Annotated in this window: 26 protein-coding genes and 1 pseudogene; 13 read left to right on the top strand and 14 right to left on the bottom strand. The window is 42.1% G+C overall.

All coding sequences use genetic code 11. The features are described 5' to 3' along the window. Window positions 1-21: 21 nt before the first annotated feature. Both ACYH0O_RS07080 and ACYH0O_RS07075 read left to right on the top strand, forming a co-directional pair. A complete protein-coding gene (locus ACYH0O_RS07080; protein WP_482631774.1) occupies window positions 22-1,317 on the top strand; it encodes an alkaline phosphatase family protein in 1,296 nt (431 codons plus the stop codon). A 33-nt stretch (window positions 1,318-1,350) separates the two neighbouring features. Then, on the top strand, window positions 1,351-2,625 hold the full coding sequence (locus tag ACYH0O_RS07075) for an MFS transporter (protein WP_482631773.1): 1,275 nt from the start codon (window positions 1,351-1,353) through the stop codon (window positions 2,623-2,625). 41 nt (window positions 2,626-2,666) lie between these two features. Here ACYH0O_RS07075 and ACYH0O_RS07070 read toward each other — a convergent pair whose 3' ends face one another. The 4 genes from ACYH0O_RS07070 to ACYH0O_RS07055 all read right to left on the bottom strand — a co-directional run bounded on the left by ACYH0O_RS07070 (window position 2,667) and on the right by ACYH0O_RS07055 (window position 5,286). Beyond that, entirely contained in the window at window positions 2,667-3,302 is a 636-nt protein-coding gene (locus ACYH0O_RS07070; protein WP_482631772.1) for an FMN-dependent NADH-azoreductase, read from the bottom strand. Window positions 3,303-3,443: 141 nt separating this feature from the next. After that, window positions 3,444-3,587, bottom strand: a complete 144-nt coding sequence (locus tag ACYH0O_RS07065; RefSeq protein ID WP_482631771.1) for a hypothetical protein — start codon at window positions 3,585-3,587, stop codon at window positions 3,444-3,446. A 114-nt stretch (window positions 3,588-3,701) separates the two neighbouring features. Beyond that, window positions 3,702-4,238: a DUF3189 family protein gene (locus ACYH0O_RS07060; RefSeq protein WP_482631770.1), complete on the bottom strand. Its 537-nt coding sequence runs from the start codon at window positions 4,236-4,238 to the stop codon at window positions 3,702-3,704. A gap of 109 nt (window positions 4,239-4,347) precedes the next feature. Continuing rightward, on the bottom strand, window positions 4,348-5,286 hold the full coding sequence (locus ACYH0O_RS07055; RefSeq protein WP_482631769.1) for a DMT family transporter: 939 nt from the start codon (window positions 5,284-5,286) through the stop codon (window positions 4,348-4,350). Between the two features lie 161 nt (window positions 5,287-5,447). Here ACYH0O_RS07055 and ACYH0O_RS07050 point away from each other — a divergent pair, with 161 nt between their 5' ends. Together ACYH0O_RS07050 and ACYH0O_RS07045 are read left to right on the top strand one after the other, a co-directional pair. Continuing rightward, the gene (locus ACYH0O_RS07050) at window positions 5,448-5,786 is read left to right on the top strand and encodes an ASCH domain-containing protein (RefSeq protein WP_482631768.1); all 339 of its coding nucleotides are present in this window, start codon (window positions 5,448-5,450) and stop codon (window positions 5,784-5,786) included. 10 nt (window positions 5,787-5,796) lie between these two features. After that, on the top strand, window positions 5,797-6,243 hold the full coding sequence (locus ACYH0O_RS07045) for a hypothetical protein (protein ID WP_482631767.1): 447 nt from the start codon (window positions 5,797-5,799) through the stop codon (window positions 6,241-6,243). Window positions 6,244-6,346: 103 nt separating this feature from the next. On the opposite strand, the gene ACYH0O_RS07040 is transcribed toward ACYH0O_RS07045, so the two are convergent. Beyond that, window positions 6,347-6,739: a DUF454 family protein gene (locus ACYH0O_RS07040; protein ID WP_482631766.1), complete on the bottom strand. Its 393-nt coding sequence runs from the start codon at window positions 6,737-6,739 to the stop codon at window positions 6,347-6,349. Between the two features lie 119 nt (window positions 6,740-6,858). Next, window positions 6,859-7,272, bottom strand: coding sequence for an ion channel (locus tag ACYH0O_RS07035; protein WP_482631765.1), 414 nt, complete (start codon window positions 7,270-7,272; stop codon window positions 6,859-6,861). Window positions 7,273-7,428: 156 nt separating this feature from the next. On the opposite strand from ACYH0O_RS07035, the gene ACYH0O_RS07030 reads away from it, so the two are divergent. Together ACYH0O_RS07030 and ACYH0O_RS07025 are read left to right on the top strand one after the other, a co-directional pair. Continuing rightward, the gene (locus ACYH0O_RS07030) at window positions 7,429-9,012 is read left to right on the top strand and encodes an ATP-binding protein (protein WP_482631764.1); all 1,584 of its coding nucleotides are present in this window, start codon (window positions 7,429-7,431) and stop codon (window positions 9,010-9,012) included. Between the two features lie 12 nt (window positions 9,013-9,024). Further along, window positions 9,025-9,720: a response regulator gene (locus tag ACYH0O_RS07025; protein ID WP_482631763.1), complete on the top strand. Its 696-nt coding sequence runs from the start codon at window positions 9,025-9,027 to the stop codon at window positions 9,718-9,720. Between the two features lie 45 nt (window positions 9,721-9,765). Here ACYH0O_RS07025 and ACYH0O_RS07020 read toward each other — a convergent pair whose 3' ends face one another. From ACYH0O_RS07020 to ACYH0O_RS07010, 3 genes are read right to left on the bottom strand one after another with little or no spacing between them, the layout of a single operon-like run. Next, a complete protein-coding gene (locus tag ACYH0O_RS07020; protein WP_482631762.1) occupies window positions 9,766-11,280 on the bottom strand; it encodes a tripartite tricarboxylate transporter permease in 1,515 nt (504 codons plus the stop codon). 12 nt (window positions 11,281-11,292) lie between these two features. Then, entirely contained in the window at window positions 11,293-11,751 is a 459-nt protein-coding gene (locus ACYH0O_RS07015) for a tripartite tricarboxylate transporter TctB family protein (RefSeq protein WP_482631761.1), read from the bottom strand. A 56-nt stretch (window positions 11,752-11,807) separates the two neighbouring features. Further along, complete coding sequence (locus tag ACYH0O_RS07010; RefSeq protein WP_482632517.1) at window positions 11,808-12,815, bottom strand: tripartite tricarboxylate transporter substrate binding protein; 1,008 nt, start codon at window positions 12,813-12,815, stop codon at window positions 11,808-11,810. 368 nt (window positions 12,816-13,183) lie between these two features. On the opposite strand from ACYH0O_RS07010, the gene ACYH0O_RS07005 reads away from it, so the two are divergent. Beyond that, window positions 13,184-13,909 carry a TerC family protein gene (locus tag ACYH0O_RS07005; RefSeq protein ID WP_482631760.1) on the top strand — a complete coding sequence of 242 codons (726 nt, stop codon included), beginning with the start codon at window positions 13,184-13,186 and terminating at the stop codon, window positions 13,907-13,909. Window positions 13,910-14,008: 99 nt separating this feature from the next. Further along, window positions 14,009-14,713, top strand: coding sequence for a DUF421 domain-containing protein (locus tag ACYH0O_RS07000; protein ID WP_482631759.1), 705 nt, complete (start codon window positions 14,009-14,011; stop codon window positions 14,711-14,713). Window positions 14,714-14,746: 33 nt separating this feature from the next. On the opposite strand, the gene ACYH0O_RS06995 is transcribed toward ACYH0O_RS07000, so the two are convergent. Then, window positions 14,747-15,796 (bottom strand): NAD(P)/FAD-dependent oxidoreductase, encoded by a 1,050-nt coding sequence (locus ACYH0O_RS06995; RefSeq protein ID WP_482631758.1) that lies wholly within the window; start codon window positions 15,794-15,796, stop codon window positions 14,747-14,749. A 184-nt stretch (window positions 15,797-15,980) separates the two neighbouring features. Between ACYH0O_RS06995 and ACYH0O_RS06990 the strand changes: the two genes are divergently transcribed. The 4 genes from ACYH0O_RS06990 to ACYH0O_RS06975 all read left to right on the top strand — a co-directional run bounded on the left by ACYH0O_RS06990 (window position 15,981) and on the right by ACYH0O_RS06975 (window position 19,787). Continuing rightward, the gene (locus ACYH0O_RS06990) at window positions 15,981-16,826 is read left to right on the top strand and encodes an ABC transporter ATP-binding protein (RefSeq protein WP_149157479.1); all 846 of its coding nucleotides are present in this window, start codon (window positions 15,981-15,983) and stop codon (window positions 16,824-16,826) included. Beyond that, entirely contained in the window at window positions 16,777-17,706 is a 930-nt protein-coding gene (locus ACYH0O_RS06985) for an iron-hydroxamate ABC transporter substrate-binding protein (RefSeq protein ID WP_482631757.1), read from the top strand. Before ACYH0O_RS06990 ends, ACYH0O_RS06985 begins: the two co-directional genes overlap by 50 nt. Window positions 17,707-17,775: 69 nt before the next feature. Continuing rightward, on the top strand, window positions 17,776-18,780 hold the full coding sequence (locus ACYH0O_RS06980) for a FecCD family ABC transporter permease (RefSeq protein WP_482631756.1): 1,005 nt from the start codon (window positions 17,776-17,778) through the stop codon (window positions 18,778-18,780). Next, window positions 18,780-19,787, top strand: a complete 1,008-nt coding sequence (locus ACYH0O_RS06975; RefSeq protein WP_426891956.1) for a FecCD family ABC transporter permease — start codon at window positions 18,780-18,782, stop codon at window positions 19,785-19,787. Before ACYH0O_RS06980 ends, ACYH0O_RS06975 begins: the two co-directional genes overlap by 1 nt. A gap of 70 nt (window positions 19,788-19,857) precedes the next feature. On the opposite strand, the gene ACYH0O_RS06970 is transcribed toward ACYH0O_RS06975, so the two are convergent. After that, a complete protein-coding gene (locus ACYH0O_RS06970) occupies window positions 19,858-20,151 on the bottom strand; it encodes a PH domain-containing protein (protein WP_482631755.1) in 294 nt (97 codons plus the stop codon). Between the two features lie 436 nt (window positions 20,152-20,587). On the opposite strand from ACYH0O_RS06970, the pseudogene ACYH0O_RS06965 reads away from it, so the two are divergent. Next, window positions 20,588-21,902, top strand: a pseudogene (locus ACYH0O_RS06965) (short-chain fatty acid transporter). A gap of 164 nt (window positions 21,903-22,066) precedes the next feature. Here ACYH0O_RS06965 and ACYH0O_RS06960 read toward each other — a convergent pair. The 3 genes from ACYH0O_RS06960 to ACYH0O_RS06950 form a co-directional block, all read right to left on the bottom strand. After that, window positions 22,067-23,050: a bile acid:sodium symporter family protein gene (locus ACYH0O_RS06960; RefSeq protein ID WP_482631754.1), complete on the bottom strand. Its 984-nt coding sequence runs from the start codon at window positions 23,048-23,050 to the stop codon at window positions 22,067-22,069. Then, a complete protein-coding gene (locus ACYH0O_RS06955; RefSeq protein ID WP_482631753.1) occupies window positions 23,047-24,444 on the bottom strand; it encodes an FAD-binding oxidoreductase in 1,398 nt (465 codons plus the stop codon). The genes ACYH0O_RS06960 and ACYH0O_RS06955 overlap by 4 nt, the downstream gene beginning before the upstream one ends. A gap of 225 nt (window positions 24,445-24,669) precedes the next feature. Continuing rightward, window positions 24,670-25,767, bottom strand: a complete 1,098-nt coding sequence (locus tag ACYH0O_RS06950) for a threonine aldolase family protein (RefSeq protein WP_482631752.1) — start codon at window positions 25,765-25,767, stop codon at window positions 24,670-24,672. Window positions 25,768-25,803 lie beyond the last annotated feature (36 nt).

Genomic DNA, 25,803 nt, shown 5'->3' with positions numbered 1-25,803 from the left:
ATGCGAAAGCTGGAGGCCATTATGACTCGTCTTACGGATTACCTTATTGTCATGTCTTTCGATTGTTTATCTGCTTTGGATTACCCCATTATTAAGGATCTTCCCCACTTTCAAGAACTGCTTGCCCATGGATCCTTTTGCAAAAATGTCGAGACCATCTACCCTTCTGTGACATATCCCTGTCATGCAACAATCGTCACCGGTAAGTTCCCTAACCGGCATGGTGTTGTAAACAATACTCTCCTTCAGCCAGGTCGGATTTCTCCTGATTGGCATTGGCATCGAAGCGCTATTAAGGGTACCACCTTATATGACGAAGCAAAGAAAGCTCAGATGACCACTGCCTCTCTTCTCTGGCCTGTTACAGCCAAAGGGGACATTGATTATAACATGCCGGAGATTTTCGCCAATCGCTCGTGGCATAACCAAATTCTTGTATCCCTGTTCAATGGCAGCCCTCTCTATCAATTACACATGAACCGTCTCTTTGGTCACATCCGTAATGGCCTGAATCAACCGGAGCTTGATGATTTCGTTCTTGAATCGACGGTTGCAACGATCAAAAAGAAACCAGACCTATTGCTTGTCCACTTTACCGACCTTGATACACAGCGTCATTATCATGGGTTTTATTCAGAAGAAGCACATGCTGCCATTCGTCGTCATGATGCCCGTTTAGGGAAAATCATTCGGGCATTAAAGGAAAACGGCATGTATGATCAGTCAACCATTGTTGCTCTTGGAGATCATAGTGCATTGGATGAATCGAAGGCTATTCAATTGAACGTCCTTTTCAAGGAAAATGGGTTAATCACAATGAATGCCAGGGGAAAGGTAACCGATTGGAAAGCATATTGCAAAGGCTGTGATGGATCGGCTTACGTGTACACAAAGGATCAGAAAACGATGGAAGTTGTGCAATCCCTTGTTTTCGAGCTCCAAGGTGACCCTTCTAACGGAATTGAAGCCATTCTCACTGGTGAAGAAGCAGGGAGAAAAGGAGCCGATGAACATTGTTCGTTTATGCTCGAAGCACGACACGGTTTTTACTTTAAAGATTCTTTAGCAGGATCCTTCATTCATACCATCACCCCGGAGGATGTGGAGGAAAAACGTTATACGTATGGATCTCACGGGTATTCCCCTGATAAAGAAGACTACTCCACCATCTTCATGGCTTCCGGAAGAGGGATCAAGTCAAATGTTGAAATTCCTTTTATGCATTTAGTAGATGAAGGCCCAACACTAGCACGCCTGCTCGGCCTTAGCCTGGGTACAACAGATGGAAAAGTGATCGAAGATTTGTTGGATATATAAAGAAGAGACTTTGTTTCCTTAGGGGGAAAAACAATGAAGCGTTTCTCAAAAGAAGAAAATAGCTGGATCTTTTATGATTGGGCAAACTCAGCGTATTCCATTATCATTTCGACAGCGGTCTTTCCGCTATTTTATAAGGCTGCCGCTACTAATGCAGGGGTCAGTGCCGCTAATTCCACTGCTTATTTAGGCTACACCATTGCGATTGCCACCTTTATCCTCGCTATGATCGGTCCGATCCTGGGAACGATTGCCGATTATGAAGGCTACAAGAAGAAATTCTTTACCTTCTTCTTTGCCCTCGGTGTTACATTTACTGCACTGCTTGCTTTCGTTCCAAGTGATCAGTGGCTGCTTTTGTTAATTTTTTATACAGTGGCAGCGGTAGGTTCAGCTGGTTCCAATGTTTTCTATGATGCCTTTTTAACTGATGTAACGACAGAAGAGCGAATGAACAGGGTGTCATCCCGTGGATTTGGATTCGGGTACATCGGGAGCACGATTCCGTTTATCTTAAGCATCGCCATCATCATATTATCTCAAAATGGGGTACTTCCTTTCTCCGTTACCATCGCCAGTAAAATCGCGTTCATCATTACCGCTTTATGGTGGGGACTCTTTGCCATCCCCTTAATAAAAAATGTCCATCAGCGCTACTTTATTGAGCGTGAAAAGAACCCCGTCGCCAATAGCTTTAAGCGTCTCGGTAAAACGATGAAAGAAATCAGGAAATACCGTGCACTATTTTTGTTTCTTCTTGCTTATTTCTTTTATATTGACGGAGTCGGCACCATCATTACGATGTCCACTGCATACGGAACGGATCTCGGAATCACATCCACTAATCTCTTGATCATCCTGTTTGTGACTCAGGTGGTGGCTGGACCTTTTGCTATCCTTTACGGGAGGCTGGCAGAGAAATTCACGGGGAAAAAGATGTTGTATGTAGGAATTTTCGTTTATATCATCGTATGCATTTATGCTTATTTCCTGGAGACTACAATGGATTTCTGGATCCTTGCAATGCTCGTTGCTTCTTCCCAAGGCGGCATCCAGGCATTGAGCCGGGCATACTTTGCAAAATTAATTCCGAAGAAAAATGCCAATGAATTCTTTGGATTCTATAATATCTTCGGTAAATTCGCCTCGATCCTCGGACCATTGTTAGTGGCGGTCACCGCCCAAGTGACAGGCAAGTCCAATAGCGGTGTTTTCAGTCTCGTCGTCCTCTTTATCATCGGACTTGTCATACTTGCCTTCGTCCCTGAGCCGAAAGGAAATGAGATTGAGAAGCCTACAATTGTATAATAAGAGAGCCTGAACACATGTGTTCAGGCTCTTCCCTTTGTTTAAAATGTATGAGCAGCATCCTTCGCTCTTGCAATGGCATTTTCTTTGATCTCTTGGGCTTTATCAGGCATCGCTGCATGCCCCTCCACAAATACACCCTCGAAGGAAGGTACACCGAAAAATTGCATGATGATGTCCAGATAACGATGCCCCATTTCCATGCCGGCTGCAGGCCCTTCTGAGTAAATCCCGCCTCTTGCCTGGATATGAATAGCTTTCTTGTCTGTCAGTAATCCTACCGGTCCCTGCTCTGTATACTTAAAGGACTTACCGGCAACTGCTACAGAGTCAATATACGCTTTCATCACAGGCGGGAAGGAAAAATTCCACATTGGTGTAACAAATACATATTTATCTGCAGAAATAAATTGTTCTGATAACTCATTCAGACGATTCACTTTCGACTTTTCTTCCGATGAAAGCTCCTCAAATCCTTTTCCAGTTTGCAGTTTCCCCCATCCACTAAATACATCAGCGTCAATATGGGGAATATGTTCACGGTACAAATCAATGTGAACTACTTGATCGTCAGGATTCACTTCTTTGTAGGTATCCATAAATGCTTTCGCTACCGCCATGCTGTACGATTGAGTATCATCATGGGGATGTGCCGTAATATATAGTACTTGTGCCATTCTTCATCCATCCTTTACTCATATTTTCCGCTGTATTATTTTGTGAGAAAAAAATGGAATTATTCAAGATTTATCATCTTAGCAAAAAAAGAATGCTGTCCGATAGACAACATCCGATTGTTCATAGGTTTTAATCGTTTCTTACTCTTCCTCTGCGGAAGCTTCAAAAGGGTTTCCCCCGATATTCTTTCTCATTTCAGCTGTTAGTTCAAATGGAGTGTTCTCTTGTGCTTCCCCTGTTGCGATTTGGTGACTGCCATCATAATGAAATGGTTTACCTTCCAATGTCGACACCTCCGTTTTACTGTAGTTTTACCTTTATGTATGAATTTATTCGATTCGACCCGTATCCGGCAGGACCAACCTTTTCCCTAGTATTATATACTCATTATACTACATTTATTTCCAGTATATATCCTTTTTTCCCATTTTATATTGATATTTTTTATTTTCTATAACTACCACATGTTCATGAGAGGATTTGGCCACTTGTTTCGTTTCCTTGACAAGTTGCTCGATAAGCCGGTGACATTGCTGTGCTCCCTTTACGAGAAGAGGAACGCCAATCCAATCGATCCCTAATTCTCTTGACAAAAAACCTCCTGCTGTCATGAGTGGCGGGACCGTGGGAGAGGTATTGGAAAGAATGATTTTTTCATTACTTCCATATCTCCTGATCAAGATGGTACTTAAGTCCGTCATTGCAGGAACAACATATCTAGAAGATCTCCTTCCAATCGTATACACTGGATTATTCTCTTCATCCATCCCTCGATAGAGTATTTGCCCCGCTTCTTTTTTCGTTAGCTGATTGAAGTAAGGAACAGAAAGGATGTCTTCCTTTGTCAGGGCTGTTGGTTTTAACAGACGCAGATGATAGGCAGCTGCCAGGGATGTTGTATGAGTTCCGCCAAAGTCATTGTAGATATATATCATTGGACCACCCTAGAGAAAATCGTTTATTACAGTATGAGCTTAACAGGCGAAATATATGCTGAACGTGAGCACCAATTAAGAAAAAAATTCATAAAAAAAACAGAGCCATCTACATCTGATGTCTCTGTTTTCCTTCAAGGAATCGCTTTTGTTTCCTTCTGATGACGATCTCTTCAAGGGTACCGGATCCACATACTACCCCAAGTACGATGAATATCAGCCCGATCAAATGATAATATGTAACGATTTCATTTAAGAATAGGGCTGCTCCAACAAGAGAGAAGAAGGTATTTAGATTAAGGAAAATCGACGTTTCGGCAGCACCGATTTTTCCAATCGAGTGATTGTAGATCATATGCCCGACTGCGGTTGCTAATATGGCTGAAGCAAAGAATAGAAGCCATATGGAGTTTGGGGCACCTCTCAGTTCTTTCAATGCTCCCGGCTCTGTGACCAAACTAATCGCAAACAAGACAATGGAACCAAACACCATCATATACCCCGTAAGTAATCGAGGGTCCAATGTTTTGGCTGCCCGGCTGATGATAATGAAGCTTAAGGCCTGTGAAAAGATGGAGATAAAGATAAACAGATCCCCGGTCTTAAGTCCAGCTAACCCCTCTCCGCCTGACAACACAATGATTGTGACACCGACACTACCAGACAGAAACCCGAGGATTTTAATCACTGTAGGCCGGTTCCGCAGGAGGATCGTCGCCATTAAAGCAGTCAACAACGGACCGGTTCCCAATATGAGTCCACCGTTTGTCGACGACGTACCTGTTAAACCAACAGATAAAAAATAATGATGACTGACCACATTCAACAAGCCACCTGAAATAATGAACAAGAACTCTTTAGCCGTTGGTTTTCTTAATTTCCTCATAAAACCAAGAATGATAAATACGGTAATCCCTGCTGTGAAGATGCGGAGTGAAGTAATCGTTACAGGCATAAATTCACTCACCAATACCTTTAATGCAGGAACGTTAAAGCCCCAAACCAACATGATCAACACAAGTATCAAATATGTTTGCCACTTTTTCACTTCCCTGAGGCCTTCTTTCTGTATTTAGTATTCACCCATCATAGCACCCCATGAAGTTCCCTGCCAGAAAATAAATTCGATTCGTGAAACAATTTTTGTAATAGACCATCTTCCTAAACCCGGACTATGCTATAGTTAAAGGTCGAAAGGGGTTTTGTAAAATGACAAATCAACAACTACCGCCAAAAACGTGTACAATCGACCGTCTAGTTACTAAAACTGAGGACGTTGAGAAAGTGATTAAGGGTGAAAAAACGGCGACCCGCAGAAACGGACGATACGCTGATATTGGAGAAATCATGGAGCTTCAAGGAAAGAAATACATAGTAGAAAGCGTCTACTCCCAATCACTTGGTGAGTTGACAGATGACCACGCCAAACAAGAAGGGTTTCAATCGGTAGAGGAATATAAAGAAGCCATCCTCTCTTATCACCCAGGCATGCCATGGCACCCGAGCATGAAAGTATGGGTGCACGAATTCACATTAGTGAACGAATAGAGTACAACGGATGGAGTATTTATTATACAGAACGCTCATCTATCTTCATGTGATCAGCGTCGTGGCTTCCATCGGCCCATTTTTCATTCTATTGCCGATGATGAAAAAATTACGGTCGGCTTCTGAGTACGTGCTTCCCTCGTACTTGGACACGTTCCGCTTCACGGTCCAACTTTCCAAGCATGCAGGGCATGTTCTCGTCGGAACAGGAATTCTCCTGGTTATACTCGGACCTTGGACGTGGAGTACACCGTGGATCATCATGACCCTTGTCATTATGTTCTGCTCCCTGTTCTTTCTCGCCAGAGCATTCTCACCGACACTTCGAAAATTTGGAGAGAAGGATGCTAACCGGGAATGGCTGGTGAGGAAATTAAATAGAACAGTATGGACTTATCTCATTCTCTTGCTCGCGATGCTGTGGTTTATGGTCGTGAAGCCTAGCTTGTGGATGTAATGGAGTTGACTCATAGCGTGTACCAGGTACAATGGATGTCATTTGTACCTGGTACACGCTATTTTTGAAGATAAATTAACTAGTCTCCATGACCCCATCATCATCAATACTCCCGAACTGCTACAGTCCTTATCTTAAAAATAAAATAATAATACTTATATACAATAATCAAACTCAGGATCACCTTCACAATCATGCGATCCGATAAAATCAGCGGTATGAGAATCATGATGTCTGAAAAAATTAGCAGCGTTACCTTCTGGCGCAGTGTCATGGATCGATGACGAATAAATCCTTCTAAATGCTTCTTATATACACTGGTACCTTTAAACCAGACCTCAAAACGTTCAGATCCCCTCACAAAGAAAAAGGATGCTAACAATAGTAATGGAGTCGTTGGAATAAGGGGCAGCACGATGCAAACAATTCCTAATCCCATAAATAATAAACCTAATAATATATAAATCATTTTCTTAATTTTTTTTATTACGGCCACTCCTTTTTAACCCTTCATTCCCTCTCTATTCTATTCATGATGATATATGCTGGCAAGATACAGAAAAAGAATCTGACATTGGTGAAGTATTCGCTCACACCATTATCAGATCCTCTCTTCTATTCATTCTCCCTATTCTCTTTTCCCTTCGACTCCAAAACCTTCATAAAATAGGCCGTAGGAAGCAGCAACCCGATGGCAGCCTCAAGCAGTGCAAAGAATCGGATATGTCCTGTCGGGATGTAATCTCCGTACCCGACAGACAGGATCGTCACCCCGCTATAATAGAGATAATTGAGAAACGTATGCTCCACCGGCTTGCCACTTGGTGAACTGATACGCAGCATCGGACTCTCTAATGAAAGGGCATAATAGAGTACAGCAAATGCGATCATGATACTGAGAAGTACAAAAAACAGCTTATAAAAAAGTGTTGTACTAAAATAACTGTACTTGAAATGCTTATCCTTAAAGAAATAAATTAAGTTTACCAGGATGAATATGATAGCTCCGATTGTAACGATGCTTGCCAAAACGTTTGAATCCTCCTCTTTCATGTACTATGTTTCATATACCACGTGTTGTATGTTTGAAACTAAACTATAGTAGATTCTCATCTCCCCTTGTACAAACCAATCAACTCTTTTATTCTAGTAATAATAGAATTTTCCGAAAAGAAGGAACCTGCAATGAAAAAGTTCTCACTTCAATCCAAGATTATCGTTATTGTATTAGCACTTCTTTCAATATTGATTTTATCCCTATCAATCATCTATTTCAGGATGTTGTCCGATACATTAACGGACTTGAAAGGGAAACAAGCACTGGCGGTGGCACAATCTGTATCTAAGATGCCCGCTGTCATCGAGGCATTTAATGCAAATCAGCCCGAAGACATCATCCAGCCCTTAGTAGAAGATATTCGAAAAGAAACAGGGGCCACCTTTATTGTTGTCGGCAATAGAGACTCTGTTCGCTACTCTCATCCCATGCCTGAACGGCTCGGGAAAAAGATGGTCGGTGGGGACAATGAAAGAGCCTTAATAAGGGGTGAATCTTATGTTTCCCATGCAATGGGGTCATTAGGACCATCTGTTAGAGGTAAGGTTCCCATAAGAAACTCCCAAAACGAAATCATTGGAGTAGTGTCAGTCGGATTTCTTGAAGACAGTATCCGTGATATCGTCATTCCCTATCGTACTAAGGTACTGATTCTCGTCACCATCATCCTATTGATCGGAATCATCGGCTCCTTTTTTATAGGGAAAGGAATCAAGAAAGCGATCTTCGGTTTGGAACCTGCTGAAATCGCCATGCAGTTCAAGGAAAAGCGGGCCATCATCGAATCGGTCCGGGAAGGGATCATTGCAATCGATCAACATGGATCGATTACGGAAATAAATGCTAAAGCCCACAGTATCCTGGCTCTTGATCATCAATCCTCCAATAGGGGGAGAAATATTTTAGAAGTCATTCCCGATACGAAAATGATGGATGTTCTGGAAACGCGAGAAAGCCAGCTGGATGATGAAATTTCATTAAACCATCATGACCTCATCGTCAACAGGCTCCCTATTTTTGAAGAGGAAGAAATCGTCGGAGTGGTAGCCAGCTTCAGGAGAAAAGATGAAATCGATCAGCTCACTAAAGAACTCTCTCAGGTTCAAGAATATGCAGGCATATTGCGCTCACAGACACATGAATACAGAAACAAACTGAATACGATTGCAGGCCTCATTCAACTTCACCATCACGAAGAGGCATTAGCCCTTATACAGGAGGAATCCTCTGGATATGAAGACTTAATTCAATTTCTATTGAAAGCGGTTCCTGATCCTGTCCTGGCTGGCCTGATTATTGGAAAATATAATCGGTCTCAAGAGTTGAAGGTCTCTTTCTCAATTCATCCTGATAGCTCAATTACAACGCCACTTATAGATGTGCAGCAGGAAAAGTTGATTACCATCATTGGGAACATTCTTGATAATGCCTTTGAAGAAGTCTTATCCCAGCCATTGCATATCAGGCAGGTTCAATTGTTTATGACTGATTTAGGTGATGATTTTATTTTTGAAATAGAAGACAGCGGTGCAGGAATCCAGGATATAGACTCAATATTTGAAAGGGGCTATTCTACAAAAGCCGGCAAAGACAGGGGCATCGGTCTTCACCTGGTGCAAAGATGTGTGGAGCATCTGAACGGGTATATGACATTGGAAAATAGTGAACTTGGGGGCGCTTTGTTTACGATAAGTATTCCGAAGCAACATTAGGGGGAGAAAGTATTGCGTAAGTGGAACGTATTCATTATAGAAGATGATATTCAAACAGCTGAGATCAACAGTCAGTACATCGCTCAAATGGAAAGATTTCAGGTAGGCGGTATCGCCACTACCATCGCAGAAGCCAAGAAAGTCTTACCTGTTGTTAATCCTGATTTAATCTTACTTGACGTGTACTTTCCTGATGGAACCGGCAGTGAATTTCTCTGGGAGATCAGAAAGCATTATCGCAGTACAGATGTCATCCTCGTCACAGCAGCAAAGGAAACCGAACATATTTCCAATGCCATCCGTGGCGGGGCATTCGATTATATCCTGAAGCCCATCATCTTTAGCCGATTTCAGGATACTCTACTAAAATATCAACAGTATAAAGAGAGAATGAATGATTCTCAAGTAGAAAATCAATTTGAAGTGGACACCTTGTTTAATAGAGAGAAAAGCACGAGTAATATTCAAATCGTCCAATCCCCCCCGAAAGGGATTGATACGATTACATTGGATTCCATACTCAAAAGGATAGGAACCACCGATCACGGTCTAGGCTATACGGCTGAGGAAATGGCCGGGGAAGTCGGCGTGACCCGTACAACGGCCAGGCGCTATCTGGAGTATCTTGTTTCCCAAAAGAAAATCAAAGTGGAGCTTACCTATGGAGGTGTTGGGAGACCTCAGAGAAAATATTTCTTTCAAGAATAAGAGAAAAGCAGTGAGGCATTGGGGGCTTCACTGCTTTTCTATTGATTATGCTTCTTTCTTCAGATCCTGACTTTCCGTGGCCTTCCTTCTTCTAATAAATCCTAAAATGGTAGGGAGAACAAGTGAAAGGAATGAAACGATCAGTAATCCTATGGTGATATTACTTTGAAAAAACACACTGTAAGATCCGTTTGAGATCGTCATCGCCTGTCTGAAGGATTGCTCCATCATCCCCCCCAATATAAACGCCAGAATAAATGGTGGCGCAGGGAATTTAAACATTTTCAACAAATAGCCTAACACGCCAAATCCTACAAGCAAGTACAGATGGAACGTGTTGAAGCTGACTGCGTATACCCCTATTAAACAGAACACAATGATCAATGCGATCAACAGCTGTTTCGGAATATATAAGATTTTTGCCAGTACCGGAATGAGCGGTAAGTTAAGTATCAATAGAAAAAGATTCCCGATATACATACTTGCGATGACTCCCCAGAAAACGTCCGGGTGATCCTGAAGCATTAATGGTCCAGGCTGCACTCCTACAACAAGTAAGGCACCCAGCAGTACAGCAGTGGTTCCAGAACCCGGTATCCCTAATGTTAACAAGGGAACGAACGCCCCGCTTGTCGCTGCATTATTGGACGTTTCTGGGGCGGCTAGTCCCTTGATATTCCCTTTTCCAAAAGAAGATGGATCTTTGGATAAACGTTTCTCTGAAATATAGGAAAGGAATGAAGCGATCGTTGCCCCGGCTCCAGGCAGTACCCCCAAAATAAACCCAAGGACGGAATGACGGCCAATCGGTCCTGCCATCTCCTTTAATTCCTTCTTCTCAAGCTTTAAACTTCCTACAGCCTTCTTCCCTTTCAATGTATTTTCATTCCGCGAAATAATCAACTGACAAACCTCGGATAATGCAAATAATCCTAAAGCAATGATCAGAAAGTCGATTCCCTCTAATAAACCCGGGTTCCCGAATGTGAAACGCTGTGTACCTGTTTGCTGATCGATCCCGACAGTTGCAATGATCAATCCAATCGTCGCCGAGATCAGTGCTTTATTGGTGGACCCTTCAGATAAACTGGATATCGCTGTCAGTCCCAGGAGCATCAGAGCGAAATACTCAGTTGGTCCAAACGTAATGGCAAGCTTAGCCATATAAGGAGCCACTAACATAAGTGCCACCACACTTATTGTTCCACCCGCAAAAGACGATATGGCGGCTATGGCGAGTGCTTTGCCTGCCTTCCCCTGCTTTGCCATGGGATATCCGTCAAAAGCTGTTGCCACTGTCCCTGAAATACCAGGCGCATTTAATAGAATTGAAGAAGTCGAGCCGCCAAACACGGCACCATAATAAACCCCTGCCATCAGAATCAAGGCGGAAGCCGGAGACATCCCATAACTCAGGGGAATCATGATCGCAATGGCGCTGATCGGACCCAATCCTGGCAGCATCCCGATAATCGTTCCAGCCAATACCCCGATAAATGCGAAAAATAAGTTTTCCGGGGTAAAAGCTACTTGAAATCCATATAAAATACTTTCAATCATGCCCGTCACCTCCTAAAAGGGTAGAATCCCCTGTGGTAAAGTAATGTTGAGTAAATAGTTAAATGAATAATACATGATGCCTGAAAATAGAAAGGCTACTAATACCGTAGTGAGTTTCTTTTTGAATCCCAATACAAACGGGATAACTAACAAAAATAGAATAGTAGATAATAAAAATCCTATCGGTTCCAGTAAAAATATATATACGAGCAATGCTCCTAATACTGATATTAGAATGATGACATCTTCTTTTTTCACATAACGTCTTTTCTTATCTTCTTCTGTATCATCCTTCGCCTGGAAAAACAGGACAACCGCTAAAATAATGAGCAGAAATCCAAGCCCTTTTGGAAGGACATCACTATCGATAATGGCGTATGGAAATGCAGGAAGCTGAAAGCTGAGAGCTAAATAGATCCCGGAAAAAACTAGTAAAAGTATTGAGATAATCCGATCTGGCTTTGTCCTCATGTGATTCACTCCTAATCATGAAAAGGAAGGAGCAGATGTTTCTGCTCCAGACCCCATTATTTTTTCAAGCCGATTTCCTCCATTAATGCTTCAATTTCTTTGTACTCTTCATCCAGGAAGGTACTGAACTCTTCTGAAGACATGTAGTTGTCCGTCCAGCCAAACTTGTCCCGCATTTCCTTCCACTGATCCGTTTCGATCATGTCTTTAAACGCTTTCTCATAATAAGAAACGGCATCGGGATCCATATCCTTTGGACCTAAGAATCCACGCCACACAACAAATTCATCATCAATCCCTTGTTCTTTTAACGTCGGGAACTCTGAAACCGTATCTCCTTCCAAACGTTCGGGAGCTGTTATCGCCAGAACCTTCACTTTACCTGCACGGGCTTGTTCAGAAGCTTCCGCAAGGCCCGTCGAGTACACATCCACTTTTCCTCCGAGGAGCATGCTCATTCCAGATCCGTCTTGAGCGGAAACATACTTCAACTTTTTAACATCTACACCTGCTGCCTTAACCGCTTTTACGAACTGCATATGATCCATGCTTCCCGGTGAAGATACCCCTACAATGGATACTGATGTCGGATCCTTTTTTAATGCATCGACAAGATCATTCATCGTATCGAAAGGTGAATCCGCGTCTACAACAAAGGCTGCATAGTCAGCAATCACCCCGGCTATAGGTGTGAAGTCTTTATGAGACAATGTCGACTGTCCATTAAGTGGAACAAAGAACATCGGTGGAGACGTAACGAACATCGTGTGGTTATCTCCTTTTTTACTATCAATATATGACCAGCCGACAGAGCCCCCACCACCTGGTTTATTAACTACAGCCATGCGCTCTTCAATGATTTTCTGTTCTTCCATTACCTTTGAAACGGTCCTGGCCGTCGTATCCCAACCTCCGCCGGCACCTGCTGGAGCAACGACTTCAATTGGTTTAGACGGGCTCCATTCCCCATCACTTTCAGAATTACTTGCAGAATTCTCCCCTCCGCACGCCGTTGTGACAACTAGTAAACTCGATAAAATAATAGCCATGATGCCTGTTTTCATTTTCATCAACCATTTCCCCCTTAGAATATTATTGATAACGCTTTCATTATAGAAAATTCAGAAACTTAATAAAATAAATCGTAAATAAACGGCAAAAGGAACTTTGTGGGTATATTGTTTATAAAGTTCATGGAATTGACTCATGTCGTATTTAAAAGAAAAATGTCAAAAAAGAAAGCTCCATCTCATAGTAAAAGAGAGATGGGGCTTTTCTATCATTTAGGTATACTTATCCTTCATTGATTATTTAGTACTAATTGGAAATATTCACCTTAGAAATAATAGCAGTTCAATATTCTATCAATTGTGGTAATATAGATTAGTTAGTGTTTCGTTCATAGTTTAGTAGAATCAAGGAGGAACTGAATATGGATTTCTTATTTCCACTTGGACTTGCCATCTCATCCGGAGCTATCATTGCACTATTAAAAATCATTGCAATTGATATCATACTATCTGGGGATAACGCGATTGTCATCGCTATGGCAACAAGAGGGTTACCGAAAGAACATCAAAACAGAGCGATTTTCTGGGGAACAGCAGGAGCTGTCATCCTGCGCATTTTCTTTGCTGCCATTATTGTTTACTTATTAAAAATTCCTTATGTTCATCTGATCGGCGGGCTCCTTCTTTTATGGATCGCCTATAAAGTACTGGTTGAAGGTGAAGAAGAAGCCAATATTAAATCTCACACAGGCCTTAGACAAGCGATCACGACCATCATTATCGCAGATGCCGTCATGAGCCTTGATAATGTGGTGGCCGTTGCGGGTGCAGCACATGGACATATCGGTATGATTGCCCTGGGCGTATTCATCTCGATTCCAATTATGATATTCGGATCAAAAGCGATTGTTAGAGTACTTGAAAAATATCGATGGATTGCCTATCTAGGTGCAGGAATTCTAGCATTTACAGCAGGTGAAATGATTGTCAGAGACGATAAATTCTTAAATATACTTAATATCCATCATGGTCCGGTTACGTATTTAATCACAATCGGTCTTACAGTTGGGGTTTTACTCATTGGATACTTAGTAAATAAGAAATCTGTTTCACCCCACAATAAAAACGTTGAACAATATAATGCTTAATTCCAAAAGATGCTTACATTTGTAGGCATCTTTTTTGTTTTATGAAAGAAACTTTTGGGGATACTATAGGGCAGTTGATAGAAGTGAGGACGTGTTCGTTTGGATTTCTTTATGAGTAAGGAATCATTGACTTCCCTTGAATGGATATTACGCGCTATTTTTGGATTCATCTTTCTAATTGTCATAGCTAAATTAATGGGACAACGATCGATTTCACAGTTAAGATTCCTTGATTTTGTTATGGCCCTCCTAATAGGGAACATCATGGCTCACCCATTATCTGACGAAGGACTGGGGTTGAAAGGTTCCATGCTCACCATGGGTACATTAGTGGCACTTTATCTTATTGGGGTATACCTCAGTATGCATTCAACCTTCATACGGAAAATACTCGACCCCTCCCCTATCCCATTGATCGATAACGGGGAAATCCTTTATCAAAATCTCAAGAGAGCACGAATACCTTTAGACAGCCTTTTGTCTGAATTAAGAAAGCAGCAGACGGAAGAAGTTGAGAATGTGGCGTTGGCCCTGTGGGAAACTGGCGGAGAAATATCCGTATTTCTCAAACCACAATACCAGCCTGTGACTCAAAAGGACCTTTCCCTATCTCCAAAGGGGTTCGATCTTCCCATGCCTATTATTGAAGATAGGAAAATCAATCAATCTCTATTACTGAAACTGGAAAAGGATGAACACTGGCTGCATGATCAGCTCAAAATCTCTTACAGTGTCACCGTGCATGATGTATTACTTGCCACGATTGATAAACAAGAGCACATTAAGATCTATTTGTATAAATAAAGCTCCCTTCACATGTGGAGGGAGCTTTATTCATTATTTCATCATCTGCCTGACCAGTTCTTTATTTCTCTTCTTGAATACTTCGTTATGGGAAGAGACCATGGCGACTTTATTTGCTTCAGGTTGAATGAATTGCTTCGCTTTATTGACTGCGTTGGCAGCGTCCTGGAATGCTCCTGCAATCAAGTTCACTTTTCCGTCGTGTTTCAAGATGTCACCCGCTGCGTAAAGACCTTCTATTGAAGATTCACTGGTAGTCGTACCAGCTATGTAATACTGATCGATCATGTCGATATTCAATGAACTATTTTTAAGCAGGGAAGTATCTATTTCATACCCATGATTTATGATTACTTCATCAATAGGTAAATAGGAAACCTCTCCTGTCTGATGATTGGTCAGTTGCACCTTTTCAATAGCTTCGTGATCGGCGGCCGCAATCAGCTTGGTAATCGATGTGTTGAGCAGGCAGGTGGCCGAGCTGTTCATGAGCTGGGCACACTGAGCTTCGTGTCCGTTCAATGCTTCTTTTCGATAGGTAACATACACTTTCTTCGCAACGGGTTCTAATTCATTTGCCCAATCGATGGCTGAGTTCCCTCCACCTGATATAATGACCGTCTTATCTTTAAACCTTTTTAATGACTTGACTGTGTAGTTTAAATTAGAAACTTCAAATCGTTCTGCCCCTTCAATATCAAGCTTTTGAGGGTTGATGATTCCGCTTCCCACTGCGATGATGACCGTCTTTGAGTAGTGCTTTTCCCCTGATGAACCTTCTAATATAAAGATACCTTCTTCATTGCGTGTAATGGATTCAACTTTTTCGTTCAAGACGACAGACGGATCGAAAGTCAATCCTTGTTGAACAAGCTGATCAATTAATTTCGCCCCGGGAATCGGAGTGAGTCCCCCTACATCCCAAATCATTTTCTCAGGATACACATGTATCTTTCCACCTAATGATGGCTGAAACTCGATGATTTTTGTTTTCATTTCTCTAAGTCCACTATAGAAAGCAGAGTAAAGTCCCGCTGGACCTCCCCCAATGACTGTCACATCAAATAGTTCGTGATTATCCATTTCCGTCCACTCCTTGAGTAACCAAAATATAATTGATTATCATTCTCAATTACATCCTACATCTTTTTTTATGCTTTGACAATAGAAATTTCTATTGACATTAGTAAAAAAGGATTATAGTATTTAAGTTGTTCGAGACTGAGAATCATTATCATTTTATTAATCTATAAATGGAGGTCTTAATATGGTTCGCCTCTATACAAACGAATTAAACATTGGCTACGGTGAACGCCTCATCGTGAAAAACTTAAGCGTGGACATCCCTGATAAAAAAATCACAACCATCATAGGTTCGAATGGATGTGGAAAATCGACTTTACTGAAAGCGATTACCCGTATCATCCCACATCACTCTGGTAACGTCCTGTTAGATGGTGAAAACATTTCTAAAGGGAACACAAAGGAATTAGCGAAGAAGATGGCGATTCTTCCGCAAACCCCTGAGAGTGCCAGTGGACTGACGGTTGGGGAATTGGTTTCATATGGTCGTTTCCCTCATCAAAAAGGTATGGGCCGTCTATCGAAGAAAGATTATGACGTGATCAACTGGGCTCTTGAAGTGACAGGAACCCTGGAATTTAAGTATAGGGAAGTCGATGCCTTATCAGGAGGTCAACGACAACGAGTCTGGATTGCCATGGCTCTCGCCCAGGAAACAGATATCATCTTCCTCGATGAACCAACTACATATTTAGATATGGCCCACCAGCTGGAAGTTTTAGAGCTTTTACAAAAGCTTAATAGAGAACAGGAACGCACCATTGTGATGGTCCTCCATGATCTAAATCAAGCTGCACGATTTGCCGACTATATCGTTGCTCTAAAAGAAGGAGAAATCGTGAAAGCCGGAAATTGTGAGGAAGTCATCACCCATGATGTCCTGAAAAAGGTATTTCAAATCGATGCTGAGATAGGTAGAGACCCTCGAACAAACAAGCCAATGTGTTACACATACAATTTACTTAAAGGAGAAAATCAACATGAAAAAATGGCTCATCCCGTTTACTCTGCTGTTAGTGCTGCTCGTTAGTGCCTGCGGCAACAGTTCTACGAAAGAAGAAGGCTCGGATTCAAAAGAAAAGGACACGAAGTCTTCTGATACCATCACCTACCAATCAGAAAATGGACCGGTTGAAGTACCGGCAGATCCACAACGTGTAGTCGTCCTATCCTCATTTGCCGGTAACGTCATGGCGTTGGATGTGGATGTTGTAGGTGTTGACTCATGGTCTAAAATGAATCCACGTTGGGATAAGGAATTAAAAGATGTGGAAGAAGTAACCGACGAAAGCTTGGAGAAAATCATTGAGCTTGATCCTGATTTAATCGTCGGTCTATCCAATATTAAAAATGTCGAAAAGTTAAATGAAATTGCCCCTACTGTTACATACACTTATGGAAAAGTAGACTATTTAACACAGCACATCGAAATTGGTAAACTACTAAATAAAGAAAAAGAAGCGACAGAATGGGTGGATGACTTCAAGAAGCGTGCCCAAACTGCCGGAGATGACATCAAAGCGAAAATTGGAGAAGATACAACCGTTTCCGTTATTGAAAGCTTCAATAAGCAATTATACGTATATGGAAACAACTGGGGTCGCGGTACCGAGATCCTTTACCAGGAAATGGACCTGAAGATGCCTGAAAATGTAAAAGAACAAGCGTTGGAACCTGGATATTTCGCTCTTTCAACAGAGGTTATGCCTGAGTATGCCGGAGATTATCTGATAATAAGCAAAGATCCGAAAGCAGATAACTCATTTATGGAAACAGAAACATACAAAAACATTCCTGCAGTAAAGAACAACCAAGTATATGAAGTGAACATGATGGAATTCTACTTTAATGATCCATTAACACTTGATTACCAGCTGGATTTCTTCAAAGAGAAATTTCTAGGCAACTAATTCGTAAAGGGGATTCTTATCACAAGAATTCCCTTTCTTTCTACTCCAATAAAGAAAAGATGATTGTATATGAAAACTCAAAATCAGCGAATTCCATTTATTTATAAATTAATCGGAACCACCTTCCTATTTGCTGCTGCTTTTCTTGTATCTGTGTTGTATGGGGCTGCGGAGACAACGGTGAAGGACGTTTGGCTCGCCATGACGCCTGCCGGTGACGGAGATAAGGTGACCATCCTGCGGGAGATCCGCTTCCCTAGAGAAGTTGCCGCCATTGTTGTTGGAGCTTCTTTAGCCGTCTCAGGAGCCATCATGCAGGGCATGACACGAAATCCCCTTGCAGACCCGGGGTTACTTGGATTGACAGCAGGAGCAAACGCTGCATTAGCCGTTGCACTCGCCTTTTCTTCTTCTATCAGCTACTACGGCATTATGATTGCTTGCTTCATCGGCTCTGCTGTAGGGGCATTGTTGGTATTCGGTATCAGTTCAATGAAACGGGGCGGTTTCTCTCCCTTTAGAATTGTATTAGCCGGTGCTGCCGTTTCCGCCTTTTTATTTGCCATTTCTGAAGGAATCGGTCTGTATTTTAAGCTTTCCAAAGATGTGTCAATGTGGACGGCCGGTGGAATGATCGGGACAACGTGGAATCAGCTTCAAGTGATTGTTCCATTTATTTTAATCGGTATTGTAGTTTCAATCTTTTTATCCAGACAACTAACCATACTAAGTTTAAATGAGGAAGTTGCCGTCGGGCTGGGTCAACGTACTGCTATTGTGAAAACCATCCTGTTTATCGTGATAGTTCTACTTGCAGGCGCTGCCGTTGCCCTTGTCGGGAATATGGTATTCATCGGCTTGATGATCCCCCATATTGTGCGGGCTGTGGTTGGGACAGATTACCGCTTGATCATCCCCATCTCCACCCTGTTTGGAGCAACATTCATGCTGCTCGCAGATACGCTCGGCCGAACAATCAACGCCCCATACGAAACACCTGTGGCAGCGATCGTCGCGATGATGGGCTTACCTTTCTTCCTATTTATCGTGCATAAAGGAGGGAAAGGTTTCTGATGATACATCCGGATTTGATCAAAAAACAACGATTACTTCTTATTGGACTACTAATCCTTATTGCAGCAACAACATTTATTAGTATTGGACTGGGCTATTCTTCTGTTTCATATGATCGTCTACTGCCTACTATTTTAGGTGAAGGGTCATTTAAAGAAGAATTCATACTATTTTCCATTCGTTTACCCAGAATCATCATTACGATTTTGGCAGGAATGGCCCTGGCCCTTTCCGGTTGTATTTTACAAAGTATCACACGTAATGACTTAGCGGATCCAGGTATTATCGGAATCAATTCCGGTGCAGGAGTTTCCATTGCCATTTTCTTTTTATTTTTCCCTATAGATGCCGGTTCATTTGCGTATCTGTTGCCGGTTGTTGCTTTCGCAGGAGCTCTTCTTACAGCTTGCCTCATCTATATGTTTTCGTATAGTAAGCGTAATGGGATTCAGCCTGTCAGGTTAGTCTTAGTAGGGGTCGGATTCTCCATGGCACTGTCGGGGCTCATGATCATTCTCATCTCCAGTGCCGAACGGGCAAAAGTGGATTTCATTGCCATGTGGCTGGCGGGGAATATCTGGGGGTCAGACTGGCCGTTTATCTGGGCGCTTCTACCCTGGTTGGTGATTCTGATTCCATTTGCAATCTATAAATCTCAGATGTTGAATCTTCTGGGACTAAGTGAACCTGTCTCTGTAGGTGTAGGAGTTTCCATCAATCGTGAACGTTTCATCATGCTGATGGTAGCTGTTGCTTTAGCCGCATCGGCTGTTTCGGTCACAGGAGGAATCGCCTTTATCGGATTAATGGCTCCCCATATTGCTAAAGCATTGGTCGGACCACGCAATCAAATGTTTATCCCGATTGCCATACTGCTTGGCGGATGGCTATTATTACTCGCTGACACAGTCGGTCGTAATATCCTGGAACCCGATGGCATTCCAGCCGGAATCATGATCGCTTTGATCGGGGCTCCTTATTTCATGTATTTGTTGTTAAAAAAATAAGATTGATTGAGAAACTACTAATTGAAAAGGACTGCTTTACCATTTACGAATGGTAAAGCAGTCCTTTTCCTTACAAAATATGTCCAGCAATCATCCGATCAAGCTTCCTGATGTCCGCTTTCTTATTAAGGCTCAGTTTAAGCTTTCCCACCTTGGTCCACAATTCAATCTCCGCATCGATATCAAGTGCTCCGCCATTCTCGCTTGAATACATTATGATAGACTTGAAAGGAATCGTGTAGACTTCAAGCTTTTCCCCTGTGATGCCTTGCATGTCCGCTATCATGATTCTCTTATTGGTAACAACAGCAACATCCCTTACTGTTTTATAAGCTACTTCTGCTCTTTCCCCCTCAATGAGCATCGTATGTATCTCCTGCGGTACCTCCACTTCTAAAAAATGTGAATTTCATTGTTTTTTTCACTTCAACCATGGTCATACCTCCCCACTAAATTCGATCCTTCTTCACTAGTACAGCAGATACATTATCCATTATTAGGTAAAAGTTAATTTCCAATGCTAATTAGATAAAAGATTACCGGCGGCTTTAGAGACGGACCTTAGTGTATGTCATTTTATAGAAGAATGTGGTAGGAACGGGATTTTGTGTGTTGGAGGAGGTACATATAGGTCCATTCCTCTCTGCCATCTGTGCTTTTTCAAAGTCGATAATAAAGCCTCTCACTGCCCTATCATGAAATACTTTCATGTAAAATCTGCATTTCCTTTTTTTGAATTAAGGACATGTATTTATTTTACATTTAATATAATTTAACAACCACCTAAAGGAGTTGTTCTAATGTTATCTTCTATTGCAAATCGAGTCTCAAGAGTTGTAGAGCGTTACTTACCAGATGCTTTTGTCATTGCAGTTCTCCTTACTTTTTTTGTTTTCATAGTGGGATTTATTACTAACCCTGAAGAACCCATAACTCTCGTTAAATCATTTGGAGATGGATTTTGGGTTTACCTTACGTTTACCATGCAAATGGTTCTCCTCTTACTAACCGGGATGGTATTAGCAGCTGTACCCGTCGTTAAAAAAGGACTGGAATCAGTAGCTGGACTCGCAAATACTCCTACTAAAGCTTATGTTCTTACGTTTGTAGTATCTGCTTTCGCCTATTATATTAACTGGGGACTTGCGGTTGTCGTTGGAGCTATATTTGTACGTGAGGTAGGTAAACGGAATCAGAATGCACACTTTCCTCTTCTTGTGGCAGCAGCCTATTCACCAACTGTCCTTTACACCGCTGGTTTATCAAGTTCAATCGGTTTAACTGTCGCTACCAAAGATCATTTCTTATCAGATGTTATGGGTGTCATCCCTACTTCAGAGACCATATTCAATTCTTCCACTCTCATTATTTTTGCTGTCTTATTTGTTACTATGCCTATCGTTATATGCCTCATGGCCCCTAAAACAAATATTAAACCTTATCAGGAAAAAGAAGTTTCTTTGAAAAGAGAAACCGTACCACAAGATGCGGATACACCTGCCCTCAAACTGGAACAAACGCCCGTATTAGGAATTTTAACAGGGGTTGTTGGATTGATTTATGTGATAAATGCATTCGTGATCGGAAGAGATTTTGGACTTGAATGTTATTAATATCTTATTTCTTTCACTTGGCCTTATCCTTCATCGTTCTCTTGGACAGTTTGGGAATGCTTTTAAAGAATCTGTTGGTTCAACTTCTCCGATTATCTTGCAATTTCCATTCTACGCCGGTATCATAGCCGTTCTTTCAAGTTCCGGGCTTGGTCAAACCATTATTGATGGTATGACTTCCATTGCAAATAAGGAAACCTTTGATGTCTTTACTTATTGGTCAGCAGGGGTTGTAAATATATTGGCTCCTTCTGGTGGAGGGCAATGGGCATTACAAGGTCCTTTACAGGTTCCAGCAGGAATGAAGTTAGGGGTTGACCCTTCAACGATTGCAATGGCCGTTGGCTGGGGAGATGCATGGACGAACCTGATTCAACCATTCTGGGCTCTTCCAATTTTGAGTATTGTTGGACTTCATATTAGACACATCATGGGTTACTGCTTCTTACTGGCTATCTGGGTTGGCTTTATTACAACCATCTTGTTGCTATTCTTGTATTAAGGATCTTTTTTAAATTGATGCTCATAAAATAGTTGGGAATATTTTCATTAAAAAGGACTGGTCCACTTAAAGTAAATCAGTCCTTTTCCCCTACTGTCTCAATCTTATAAAAAAGTGTGAATCCCATTGTTTTTTCACTTCAACCATATAAAGTCCTCTAGGTTTCATAACCTTGCATTCGGACTAGCTGCCCGAGGCACAAATTCCTCCTCTTCCTCTTCCTTCACAGGTTTCTTACTCCAAAACGTCGCAAGAATCGGTCCTGAAATATTATGCCAAACGGCCGCAATGACACTTGGTAAAGCAGCCAGTGGTCCAAAATGAGCCGTTGCCAACGCCACTCCTAGTCCAGAGTTTTGCATCCCGACTTCAATCGAAATCGCTCTCCGCTTACTTTCATCTAATTTCATAAGGACTCCTGTGCCATATCCCAGTCCAAGTCCAAATAGATTATGCAGAATCACAGCCGTGAAAATGATCGCGCCCGATGTTGCGATATTTTCAACATTTGCTGAAACAACTGCCGATACGATGATAATGATTGCCAATACTGATATCAACGGAATGACATTTAAACTTTTTTCCACTTCGCTCGGGAAAAGCTTTCGAATGACTAATCCAAGAGTGATGGGTACGATGATCACTTGAACAATGGAAAGAAACATGGCGATTGGATCGACAGGAAGCCACTGGCCCGCTAATGCAAGCAAAATCAGTGGAGTCGCGATTGGTGCCAATAATGTTGACAATGATGTCATAGCCACGGATAATGCCAGATTCCCTTTTGCCAAATACACCATGACATTGGAAGCTGTCCCACCGGGAACCGATCCCAGTAATACCAATCCAGCCGCTAATTCACTCGGTAGATTCAGCATGTATGCTATCAATAGGGCACCCAGTGGCATAATGATGAATTGCGCCAGTACTCCGGTGATGACTGGCAACGGCTTCTTCAGAACAAGCTGAAAGTCGACTGGCTTTAATGTAAGTCCCATACCGAACATCACGACACCTAATAGAATCGTTATATAGCCGCCTAAAGGGAGGAATGGAGCAGGAACAAAATAGGCTACCGCCGCTACGAGGATGACCCAAACAGCGAAATATTTACCTGCCAGATTGCTGATCGTTTCGAGTAGTTTCATTTCTGTTCCTCCTTCTTTTTATGTACTAGTTTGTGAGGGTTAAAGATTCCATTTGGATCTATGGCCAGCTTGATTTTTTCCATGACCTGCAAAGCACCACCGTGTTCCCGTTGTTGATATTTCATCTTTCCGACTCCTACACCATGTTCACCCGTACATGTGCCATTTCGCTCAAGGGCATACTCCACAATTTGTTCGTTATATATTTCCGCTCTCTTCACCTCTTCAGGGTCGTTTAAGTCAATCATGAGTGATGTATGGTAATTCCCATCTCCGACATGTCCGAGGATTCCCCCTATCAACTCTAATTCTTCCAGCCTTTTTCGTGCATGCTGCACGGCACCGGACAGTTCTGATATGGGCACGCACACGTCTGTCACCATGAGCTTCCTTCCTGGGTTTCCATGTACATAAGCATAGGCAAGATTATGTCTTGCTTCCCACAATCTATTCCTTCCTGCAGTGTCTTGTTCAAACACAATCTCTTCACAGTCATGATCAGCGACAATTTCTTTGGTGAATTCTACGTCTTGTTGGAGACCTGCTTCATTACCATGAAACTCAAGAAAAAGAGTAGGTTTTTCTTTATAATCCGTCTCACTGAATCGATTCACTTGTATCATTGATGGTTCATCCACCAGCTCCACTCTCGCAATCGGAATGCCGGCTTGTAAAATGGATACGACCGCTTCCACTGCATCACTTATATGATTGAACGATGCACGTGCCGCAACAATATGCTCAGGTATGCCATATACGCGGAGGGTCAGCTCCGTGATACATCCCAACGTGCCCTCTGAACCTACGAATAAACTGTTTAAGTGATAGCCAGACGACGATTTCTGAGCCATGTTTCCTGTGTGGATCACTTCTCCATCCGGAAGCACCACTTCTAAATCCCGGACCTGATCCCGCATGACTCCATATTTTACAGAAGTTGTCCCACTTGCGTTTGTGGCAGCCATGCCTCCAAGGGTCGCATCGGCACCGGGATCAACTGAAAAAAAGAGACCATATTTCTTCAATTCTTTATTTAACTGTGAACGTGTAACACCTGGTTGGACCTTTACCAGGAAATCCTTCTCCCTCACCTCGAGTACTTTATTCATCCGGGAAAAATCAATGGTGATTCCCTTATCGTATGGAATCACATGACCTTCAAGGCTTGTACCAAGACCAAATGGGATAATGGGTGTGTGATGAGCGGCTGCCAACTTTACAATTGCGCTCACTTCCCCGGCACTCTCAGGAAACACCACTATATCCGGAGAGCTCGGCCTATGATAGGATTCATCCTTCCCATGCTGCTCTAAAATCGTTTCATTCACCGTCACCCGATGACTATCTACTACTTCCCCCAGTTCATCCACTAAACGACTATCCTTCACACTCATATGCCCTCTCCCCTTCTAAAAAATGTATAATGTATCGAATTATACCTAATAATCAGAATATTTCAATAGTAAATATGATATTTCTTTCTCCGGAGAGGGACGGACCTCTGTTTATGTTAGAGGAATGTTATAGGGTCGGGATTCTGTGTTAAATAAAGGGAAAAAATGGAGGTCCGTCCCTCAAAAAAGTGGCACCGGAATCATCCGGTACCACAATACAATCGTTTATTTCTCCATCAATCTCTTCAATTTCTCATCCAACACCACAAATAACTTAGTCAATTCTTGTTTCGAAACGTTCTCGTATTGATCCCCTATACTTGCTTCATACGCACACTCATTTTCAGTCACTTCTTTTACATACCCCGTTAAACCAATACCTGTCTCGTCATACACATCCATTAAAATCGTTTCTATTTCTTTTTGTTGGTAGTGAAAGAAGACATGAAACATATTGGAAACAGGCTTTTCAGGAAGAGTCGATACACCTTGGCAGCCGTTAAAAAAACCGGCAAGTTCTTTTGCTCCTTCATAATACTGTTCCATATTGTTGATTCGTTGATCAAAATAGTAATCTGCACTCAGGATGTATGGATAGAGGCTAATGAGATCACCGCCATGACGTCTTTTCCATACCATAGATTCTTTGGTAAACTCCTCGCTTCCTGCCAGGATCGCACCTGCAATTCCACCAATCCCTTTATAAAATGAAATATAGACACTATCGAAAAGAGCACAGACTTCCTCTGCTGTTTTCCCATAATGGGGCAGAATTTCATAAAGCCTGGCACCGTCTAAATGAAGCTTGATTCCTTTATCCCTGCAGTATTCAGAGATAGCTTCAAGAGTCTCGTAGTCTGGTAGTTGACCACCGATTTCCCTTTGAGGCAGCTCTAACAGTAAGCATGCAATGTCCGCTTCAAGCCCAATCACGTCATCCAGTCCAATCACACGCTCCTTGTCAGCCAAAAGAATCGGTTCAATTCCATGTAATTTCTTCAGCCCATCTTCTTCATGAATCTCTAAATGACATAAAGGATGGTACGCCACTCTGTGCAAATCTTTTTGATCGCACCAGATACGCAGGGCGATCTGTTGAGCCATCGTTCCGCTCGGGAAGAAAACGGCACTTTCTTTTCCCAGGAAGTTTGCCATCTTCTTTTGGAAGTCCTCTATTAGCCTACCCGATCCGTAAATATCACTCTCCAAGTCACCATCTACACCTACTAAAGCATCTTTAAGAACATCCAGATTTCGTTTCCCATGACCCTGAAGTTGATAAGCAGTCTGTTTATACGCTTCCAATAATGTCTTTTCTCCCATCGATTTGCCCCCCTTTTATGAGTTCATCACTTTTTC

Source organism: Rossellomorea sp. H136 (assembly GCF_056838065.1).
This window is presented reverse-complemented; position numbering and strand designations above follow the sequence as displayed.

Excerpts from the sequence above, each read along its gene's own strand:
- ACYH0O_RS07030 (WP_482631764.1), top strand. The coding sequence starts at position 7,429 with ATGAAAAAGTTCTCACTTCAATCCAAGATTATCGTTATTGTATTAGCA.
- ACYH0O_RS07060 (WP_482631770.1), bottom strand. The coding sequence starts at position 4,238 with ATGATATATATCTACAATGACTTTGGCGGAACTCATACAACATCCCTG.
- ACYH0O_RS06985 (WP_482631757.1), top strand. The coding sequence starts at position 16,777 with ATGAAAAAATGGCTCATCCCGTTTACTCTGCTGTTAGTGCTGCTCGTT.
- ACYH0O_RS07015 (WP_482631761.1), bottom strand. The coding sequence starts at position 11,751 with ATGAGGACAAAGCCAGATCGGATTATCTCAATACTTTTACTAGTTTTT.
- ACYH0O_RS06970 (WP_482631755.1), bottom strand. The coding sequence starts at position 20,151 with ATGCTCATTGAGGGGGAAAGAGCAGAAGTAGCTTATAAAACAGTAAGG.
- ACYH0O_RS06990 (WP_149157479.1), top strand. The coding sequence starts at position 15,981 with ATGGTTCGCCTCTATACAAACGAATTAAACATTGGCTACGGTGAACGC.
- ACYH0O_RS07080 (WP_482631774.1), top strand. The coding sequence starts at position 22 with ATGACTCGTCTTACGGATTACCTTATTGTCATGTCTTTCGATTGTTTA.
- ACYH0O_RS07075 (WP_482631773.1), top strand. The coding sequence starts at position 1,351 with ATGAAGCGTTTCTCAAAAGAAGAAAATAGCTGGATCTTTTATGATTGG.
- ACYH0O_RS06980 (WP_482631756.1), top strand. The coding sequence starts at position 17,776 with ATGAAAACTCAAAATCAGCGAATTCCATTTATTTATAAATTAATCGGA.
- ACYH0O_RS07050 (WP_482631768.1), top strand. The coding sequence starts at position 5,448 with ATGACAAATCAACAACTACCGCCAAAAACGTGTACAATCGACCGTCTA.
- ACYH0O_RS07070 (WP_482631772.1), bottom strand. The coding sequence starts at position 3,302 with ATGGCACAAGTACTATATATTACGGCACATCCCCATGATGATACTCAA.
- ACYH0O_RS06955 (WP_482631753.1), bottom strand. The coding sequence starts at position 24,444 with ATGAGTGTGAAGGATAGTCGTTTAGTGGATGAACTGGGGGAAGTAGTA.
- ACYH0O_RS06950 (WP_482631752.1), bottom strand. The coding sequence starts at position 25,767 with ATGGGAGAAAAGACATTATTGGAAGCGTATAAACAGACTGCTTATCAA.
- ACYH0O_RS06960 (WP_482631754.1), bottom strand. The coding sequence starts at position 23,050 with ATGAAACTACTCGAAACGATCAGCAATCTGGCAGGTAAATATTTCGCT.
- ACYH0O_RS07045 (WP_482631767.1), top strand. The coding sequence starts at position 5,797 with ATGGAGTATTTATTATACAGAACGCTCATCTATCTTCATGTGATCAGC.
- ACYH0O_RS06975 (WP_426891956.1), top strand. The coding sequence starts at position 18,780 with ATGATACATCCGGATTTGATCAAAAAACAACGATTACTTCTTATTGGA.
- ACYH0O_RS07010 (WP_482632517.1), bottom strand. The coding sequence starts at position 12,815 with ATGAAAACAGGCATCATGGCTATTATTTTATCGAGTTTACTAGTTGTC.
- ACYH0O_RS07005 (WP_482631760.1), top strand. The coding sequence starts at position 13,184 with ATGGATTTCTTATTTCCACTTGGACTTGCCATCTCATCCGGAGCTATC.
- ACYH0O_RS06995 (WP_482631758.1), bottom strand. The coding sequence starts at position 15,796 with ATGGATAATCACGAACTATTTGATGTGACAGTCATTGGGGGAGGTCCA.
- ACYH0O_RS07020 (WP_482631762.1), bottom strand. The coding sequence starts at position 11,280 with ATGATTGAAAGTATTTTATATGGATTTCAAGTAGCTTTTACCCCGGAA.